We start from the raw sequence: 7,595 nt of genomic DNA on the forward strand, positions 1-7,595 counted from the left end.
CTCCTTTAAAGCGCTTTTTCGATTAGCTTCGGCTTAGCAAAGATCATTCGGCCGGCTGACGTTTGCAGCACGCTCGTTACGATCACATCGATTTGCTTGCCGATATAATCACGGCCTTCTTCTACTACAATCATCGTGCCGTCATCCAAATAAGCGATTCCCTGCCGCTGTTCTTTCCCGTCCTTAATGACAAGCACCTTCATTTCTTCCCCAGGGATCACGAGCGGCTTCACTGCATTGGCCAAGTCATTAATATTGAGAACTTGTACTTTTTGCAGCTCGCATACTTTGTTTAAGTTAAAATCATTTGTGACGACGATGCCATTCATTTCTTTGGCCAATTTGACAAGCTTGCTATCCACTTCCTGTACATCCTCGAAATCCCGTTCAACAATCTCTACTTCCACCGGTATTTCTTTTTGGATGCGATTTAATATATCGAGCCCTCTTCGGCCCTTCGTGCGTTTCAGCGTGTCGGAAGAGTCAGCAATATGCTGCAGTTCTTCCAGCACAAATTGCGGAATAATCAAGCAGCCTTCCAAAAAGCCGGTTTGGCAAATATCAGCAATCCGACCGTCAATAATGACGCTCGTATCGAGAATTTTGTATGACTGCTGTGCCGCAGGAGGACTGTCCGCCGCCTCTGCCTCTTTCTTTCGGCTGTTTCGGTTAATTGTAAACAAACCGGTAATCTCGTCACGTTTTTTAAAACCAACCTGGAAACCAAGATACCCTAATAAGATAGTCAGAAAAATCGGAGCTACGGTATTGACGATCGGTATTTCTATTGAATTCAGTGTATTCCCTGCCAAAAATGCAACAATCAAACCTAAAATCAACCCTAAGCTTCCAGAAAGAATGTCGGTCAACGGCGCTGTAACGATTCGATCCTCCATCCATTTAACAAAATCAATAATATAATCCACGACCCAAAATGTCAGCACATAAAAAATGATGGCCCCTAAAATAGCTGCGACGTACGGATTATTAATTAAAGTTAAATGGTCTAAATGAATAAGCTTTAATAAGTCCGGAATAAGAATAATGCCAAGTGTTCCCCCTAAAATAATAAACCCCGCCTGCACGAGACGCTTCAACATCCTGACTTCACCTCCCTATTATCATTATAAACACATTTTTCCACATACAACCGTTTTTTTCAAAAAAATGCCTAAAAGCCTGCAGCCAGCTGTGCAGGCTGGTCTGCAAAAATTATTTGCCAAATACAGCTTGAAGTGCTTCATTCACCGTCGAGACACCAATCGTTTTCACTCCCGGTGGAACTTTCCAGCCGCCAAGATTATTTGCGGGCAGAATGACTCTCGTAAATCCGAGCTTAGCCGCCTCAAAGACTCTTTGCTCTATTCTTGATACCCTCCTCACCTCTCCGGTCAACCCGACTTCACCAATTATACAATCAGTTGGATTGGTCGGTTCATCGCGGAAGCTTGAAGCAATGCTGATGGCAATAGCCAGATCAATCGCCGGTTCATCAAGCTTCACACCTCCAGCTACCTTCAAGTAAGCATCCTGGTTTTGCAGCAGCAGGCCAACCCGCTTTTCAAGAACCGCCATTAAGAGCGTGACCCGGTTATGATCGATGCCGGTAGCCATGCGCCGCGGATTTCCAAAAACCGTTGGCGAAACAAGCGCTTGAACCTCGACAAGCACCGGCCTCGTTCCTTCCATAGAGGCAACCACTGTCGAACCTGATGAGCCTTGGGAACGTTCTTCGAGAAAAATCTCCGATGGGTTTTCCACTTCCTCGAGCCCTTCCTCCTTCATCTCAAAGATTCCCATTTCATTCGTGGACCCGAAACGGTTTTTTACCGCTCTTAAAATCCGGTACGTGTGGTGACGCTCTCCTTCAAAATATAACACAGTGTCCACCATATGCTCCAATAATCTGGGTCCGGCAATTGAGCCTTCCTTAGTTACATGCCCCACAATAAAGATAGCAATGCCGTTCATTTTTGCAATTCTCATTAACTCGGCCGTACACTCCCTCACCTGCGAAACGCTGCCAGGAGCAGAAGTAACCTCCGGGTGATAAACGGTTTGGATCGAGTCGATAATCACAAAGGAAGGTGCCAGCTGCTCAATAGCTGTATGAATGAGCTGCAAATTAGTTTCCGAGTAGATAAAGAGCTCTTCTTCCTTTATCGCTAATCTTTCTGCCCGTAATTTCGTCTGCTTAACAGATTCTTCGCCGGAAATGTATAATACCCTGCTTTTATTTGCTGCCAGCTGGGCAGAAACCTGCAAAAGCAAGGTGGATTTCCCAATCCCGGGATCTCCGCCAATCAAAACGAGCGAACCCGGAACCACCCCGCCGCCGAGCACTCGGTTAAATTCTTTTAACTTGGTTTTTACCCTCGGCTCTTGAACAGTCTCCACGCTCGAAAGTTTCGCCGGTTTGGAAACAGATGTTGTTTCGGAATGCATGAAGGTCCGTTTCGGTGTCCCCGTGATAGCGACCTCTTCGACCATCTGGTTCCATTCTCCGCAGCCCGGACAGCGCCCCATCCATTTTGCCGACTCATAGCCGCAGGACTGGCAAATAAATTTTGTCTTTTTCTTAGCCATGCTCACTCCACCTTTTTACATGATCCTCATTACTTATTAATAGCTGCTTCAACAACAAAAAGCCAGGCCCCTCCAGCGTTGCATATCCATAGCAACCGTTCAAGGAGGAGCCGGGCATTGATAGGACAGCCTCTTTATTTTGCCGCCGTCGATGGTTCTTTAGTTTTTACAACGAATTCACCGTCTTCTACATCCACCAGCACTTGCTGGCCTGCCAGCACCTTGCCCTTCAGCAGCTCTTCCGATAAACGGTCTTCCACTTGCTTTTGCAAAGCGCGGCGCAGAGGACGGGCTCCATACTCTGGATCATAGCCTTCATCGGCAATTTTTTCTTTCGCACGCTCAGATAAGTCAACAATGATATCTTGTTCTTTCAAGCGGCTCGTCAACTGATCCGCCATTAACGTAACGATTTCTTTCAAATGCTTCTTCTCTAAAGCATGGAAAACAATGATTTCATCAATACGGTTGATGAACTCCGGACGGAATGCCCGCTTTAATTCTTCCATTACTTTGCCCTTCATATCTTTGAAGTCCTGCTCGTCATCTTGAATGTTGAATCCGACAAACTTATTGCGGCGCAAAGAGTCAGCTCCAACATTTGACGTCATGATGAGCACGGTATTGCGGAAGTCTACCGTACGGCCTTTCGAGTCTGTTAACCGGCCGTCTTCCAAAACTTGCAGCAAAATGTTGAATACATCTGGATGAGCCTTTTCAATTTCATCAAGCAAGATAACAGAATAAGGCTTGCGGCGGACTTTCTCAGTCAGCTGACCGCCTTCATCATAGCCGACATAGCCTGGAGGCGAGCCGACCAGACGAGAAGTCGAATGTTTCTCCATATATTCAGACATGTCGATGCGGATCATGGCATCCTCATCACCGAACATTGATTCTGCCAGTGCTTTAGCCAGTTCTGTTTTACCGACTCCTGTAGGGCCAAGGAAGATGAAAGAGCCGATTGGACGTCTTGGATCTTTCAACCCTGCTCTTGCACGTCGGACAGCCTTGGACACGGCTTTCACCGCTTCTTCCTGGCCAATTAAGCGGGAATGCAGGATTTCTTCTAGTTTGAGCAGTCTTTCTGTCTCCGTTTGCGCCAATTTGGAAACCGGGATTCCTGTCCAGCTGGATACAACTTTCGCGATATCCTCTACCGTAACCTCGCTGTTTTCTTTTCCTTGCTTTTCTTTCCAGTTATTCTTTGTTTTCTCCAGCTCTTCCCGAAGCTTTTGCTCAGCATCACGCAGGGAAGCCGCTTTCTCAAACTCCTGGCTTTGCACCGCGGCATCCTTTTCCTTACGGATGCCTTCGAGTTTTACCTCCAGCTCCTTTAAGTTAGGAGGAGTAGTGAACGAGCGCAAACGAACCTTTGAACCCGCTTCGTCAATTAAATCAATTGCTTTATCCGGCAAGAAGCGGTCAGAAATATAGCGGTCAGACATTTTCACCGCTGCTTCAATCGCCTCGTCCGTAATAGATACGCGATGGTGGGCTTCATAGCGATCCCTTAGCCCTTTCAAAATCTGAATAGACTCTTCAGCCGTCGGCTCATCCACTTGGATCGGCTGGAAGCGGCGTTCAAGAGCAGCATCTTTTTCAATGTATTTCCGATATTCATCAAGAGTTGTGGCACCAATGCATTGCAGTTCACCGCGAGCAAGTGACGGCTTCAGGATATTGGAGGCATCAATTGCTCCTTCAGCACCGCCTGCTCCAATCAGTGTGTGCAGCTCGTCGATAAATAAAATAATATTGCCGGCCTGGCGAATCTCATCCATTACCTTCTTCAAGCGATCTTCGAATTCGCCGCGATATTTTGTACCGGCTACCACCGTTCCCATGTCGAGCGTCATCACCCGTTTATTCCGGAGTGTTTCCGGCACCTCGTTATTCACAATTTGCTGCGCCAGCCCTTCGGCAATGGCTGTTTTCCCGACACCGGGCTCACCAATTAAGACAGGGTTGTTTTTCGTTCTTCTGCTGAGAACTTCGATTACACGCTGTATTTCTTTGCTGCGGCCGATAACGGGATCTAAGCTGCCTTCTCTGGCAATCACCGTTAAGTCACGCGCTAATCCGTCCAGTGTAGGCGTATTGGCATTGGATGTAGATCCGCTTTGATGACCATTTGTTTCATTGTTGCCTAGAAGCTGAAGCACTTGCTGACGAGCTTTGTTCAGGCTTACACCTAAATTGCTCAGAACACGGGCGGCTACTCCTTCCCCTTCACGGATTAACCCAAGCAATATATGTTCTGTGCCAACGTATGAATGACCAAGCTTTCTTGCTTCATCCATCGATAATTCTGTTACTTTTTTTGCGCGAGGAGTGTAATGAACTGTTTGCGAGCTTCCTTCTCCTCTGCCGATTAAATTCTCGACTTCTTCTTGAATTTTCTCTGCGCTGAGTCCAAGACCATAAAGCGCCTTTGCTGCAATGCCTTCTCCTTCGCGAACCAAGCCTAATAAAATATGCTCTGTCCCAATATTGCTATGCCCCAGGCGAAGTGCTTCTTCTTGTGCAAGCGCTAATACTTTTTGTGCTCTTTCCGTAAAACGACCAAACATCATATCCATCCATCTCCTTTACATCAACAATTTTCTTCTAACTGTAGCCGCTCTCTAATTAATGCTGCACGCCGGATATCCCTTTCTTCAGGGTGGAGCGGTCCGCCGGCATATTGCTGCAGGAAGCCTGGCTGTGTTAAGATCATCAATTCATTTAAAATACTTCTGGAAATATTGCGAATATAACCGATATCAATCCCTAATCTTACATCTGACAAACACTGAGCTGCTTCCTTTGTTTCAATAATCCGGCTATTTGTTAATACACCATAAGAGCGGAATACTTTATCCTCCAAACGGATAGACGATGTGTTGGCTAAGACTTCTCTTGCTGATTTTTCATGGGCGATAATCTGATGAACAATGCTGATCAGATCGTCCACTATATCCGCCTCTGACTTACCAAGGGTTAACTGGTTAGATATCTGAAAAATATTTCCTAAAGCCTCGCTGCCTTCACCATATATACCTCTGACGACAAATCCAAGCTGGCTGATTGCTGGTATGATCCGGCTAAGCTGCTGTGTTAACACCAAGCCGGGCAAATGAATCATGACGGAAGCCCGCAATCCCGTGCCTACATTTGTCGGACAACTTGTCAAGTACCCCCTCTGTTCATCAAAAGCGTACTTCACCTTTCCCTCAATCGCATCATCCAGCTCATTCGCTTTTTCTAGCACTTCCTTCAACTGCAAGCCAGGAGCAAGACATTGAATGCGAATGTGATCTTCTTCATTAATCATGATACTGATATCTTCTGACTCTGAAAGAAGAACAGCTCCATAAGCAGCGTTGTCAGCTAAGTAAGGGCTAATTAAATGCTTTTCTACAAGCACCCGCTTTTGCAATGGCGATAATTGTTCCATCTCCAATCGCTCAAGCTGATATCCGTCCTGCACTCCTTCACTAATCTGGACAGTCATATCCTTTGCCTCATTTGCTTTTAAAAATAGAGGAAAGTGATAATCAGCTAGATTTCTGGCCAGGCGCACTCTTGAGCTTAGAACGATGTCTGAATGGGGACCTTCATTGCTCATCCATGAGCTAACAGCCTGATTAATAAACCTTTCTAGAGACATCACGACTCTCCTCCTTCAGAAAGCACTTTTTTTTCGAAAGAGCGGATTTGGTCGCGAATATCGGCTGCCGATTCAAATTCTTCCTGCTCAATTGCCTGCTGAAGCTTAGCCTTTAATTCAGCTATTTCCTTTTTCAAATGAAGGGTGCCGCCGATTCTGGCCGGTATTTTACCAGTGTGCACCGTATTTCCATTCTGTAACCTTTTTAATATCGGAGTGAGTTGATCTTGGAAAGCTTCATAACATTGCGCGCAGCCAAACTTTCCTTGATTAACAAACTGCTGGAAAGTGGTTTGGCAGTTGCCGCACTTTAGCACCTTTTGCTGTGGATACTGAGCAGGCTGTGATGAGAAAGGCGTATTGAGATTAAATAATCCCCCAAGCAAATCACCGATAGAAAAATCAAAGTGCTGGTTAAACATGTATTGCTCTCCCTTTTCCTGTGCGCACTTTTCACACAAATGAAATTCCGTCTTTTCACCATTTACTGTTTTCGTGAAATGAAGTGAAGCAGGTCTCTCTTTACAACTTTGACATATCAAAGAGAACCACCTCCCTTATAGATTATTTATATTTCAAGGCCATTAGCATAGAAGTAATCATTCTCGCTCGGAGTTCATCTCTTTCCGGAAGATCAATATATAATACAGAGCGGTCCATGACACTGATCATAATTTTTGCCTCACGCTCTGAAATCACTTCTTCTTCCACCAAGCGATAAATTAAATTTTCTGCCGCTGACTGTGAAATTTGGTTGCCTGCCAGCGAAACAAGCTGTTCAATTAAATCATACTGGTCATGCACCTTTACCTTTATAATGCGGATGTATCCCCCGCCCCCTCTCTTGCTCTCTACCACATATCCTTTTTCAATGGTAAAGCGTGTATTGATTACGTAATTAATCTGCGAGGGAACGCATTGAAATTTTTCAGCTACTTCATTTCTCTTAATTTCTACAATTTCACTTCCACTCATTTCAAGAACTCTCTTTAAATAGTCCTCGATAATATCAGATATATTACGCATCAAACCTCCTCCATTTCTGACTTTGACTATATTTGACGTTAATTATACATGAAAACCTGATCCATTTGCAATTTTAATGTATGTACTTGATCTTCATTTTTGACTGTTTTCAAGAAATTTAATCCCTTTAAAAATATATTTCTATATTCCACAAGTTTACATAAAGTAAACCTAAAAAGGGAAACTGCTCGCCATTTATAACTATTGAAAGGAAAGTACAAAAATTCAACAAACAAATCGCCTTATTCGTCCATCTATCGACATTTCGACAAAATTTTAAAAGAGCAGTGAAACACAAAAAAAGAACAGCTTCTGCTGTTCTTTTTTTGTT

At 44.7% G+C, this 7,595-nt stretch carries 7 protein-coding genes; all 7 read right to left on the reverse strand.

Annotation, left to right across the window (positions count from 1 at the left end; all coding sequences use genetic code 11):
* Nucleotides 1-5: 5 nt before the first annotated feature.
* Nucleotides 6-1,100, reverse strand: coding sequence for a PIN/TRAM domain-containing protein (locus BBA02S_RS13450; RefSeq protein WP_041101831.1), 1,095 nt, complete (start codon nt 1,098-1,100; stop codon nt 6-8).
* Between the two features lie 112 nt (nt 1,101-1,212).
* Nucleotides 1,213-2,586 carry a DNA repair protein RadA gene (radA, locus tag BBA02S_RS13455; RefSeq protein ID WP_041114398.1) on the reverse strand — a complete coding sequence of 458 codons (1,374 nt, stop codon included), beginning with the start codon at nt 2,584-2,586 and terminating at the stop codon, nt 1,213-1,215.
* Between the two features lie 134 nt (nt 2,587-2,720).
* The gene (gene clpC, locus BBA02S_RS13460) at nt 2,721-5,162 is read right to left on the reverse strand and encodes an ATP-dependent protease ATP-binding subunit ClpC (protein WP_041101835.1); all 2,442 of its coding nucleotides are present in this window, start codon (nt 5,160-5,162) and stop codon (nt 2,721-2,723) included.
* A gap of 20 nt (nt 5,163-5,182) precedes the next feature.
* Nucleotides 5,183-6,238, reverse strand: coding sequence for a protein-arginine kinase McsB (locus BBA02S_RS13465; RefSeq protein ID WP_041101837.1), 1,056 nt, complete (start codon nt 6,236-6,238; stop codon nt 5,183-5,185).
* The gene (locus BBA02S_RS13470) at nt 6,238-6,660 is read right to left on the reverse strand and encodes a UvrB/UvrC motif-containing protein (protein WP_306305187.1); all 423 of its coding nucleotides are present in this window, start codon (nt 6,658-6,660) and stop codon (nt 6,238-6,240) included. Before BBA02S_RS13470 ends, BBA02S_RS13465 begins: the two co-directional genes overlap by 1 nt.
* 142 nt (nt 6,661-6,802) lie before the next feature.
* Nucleotides 6,803-7,264, reverse strand: coding sequence for a CtsR family transcriptional regulator (locus tag BBA02S_RS13475; protein WP_041101841.1), 462 nt, complete (start codon nt 7,262-7,264; stop codon nt 6,803-6,805).
* Nucleotides 7,265-7,391: 127 nt separating this feature from the next.
* Nucleotides 7,392-7,595: hypothetical protein (locus BBA02S_RS21170; RefSeq protein WP_218011590.1), on the reverse strand; the 204-nt coding region annotated here is incomplete at its 5' end.

The sequence above is a fragment of the Bacillus badius NBRC 15713 genome (assembly GCF_001591605.1).
GTDB lineage: Bacteria > Bacillota > Bacilli > Bacillales > Domibacillaceae > Pseudobacillus > Pseudobacillus badius.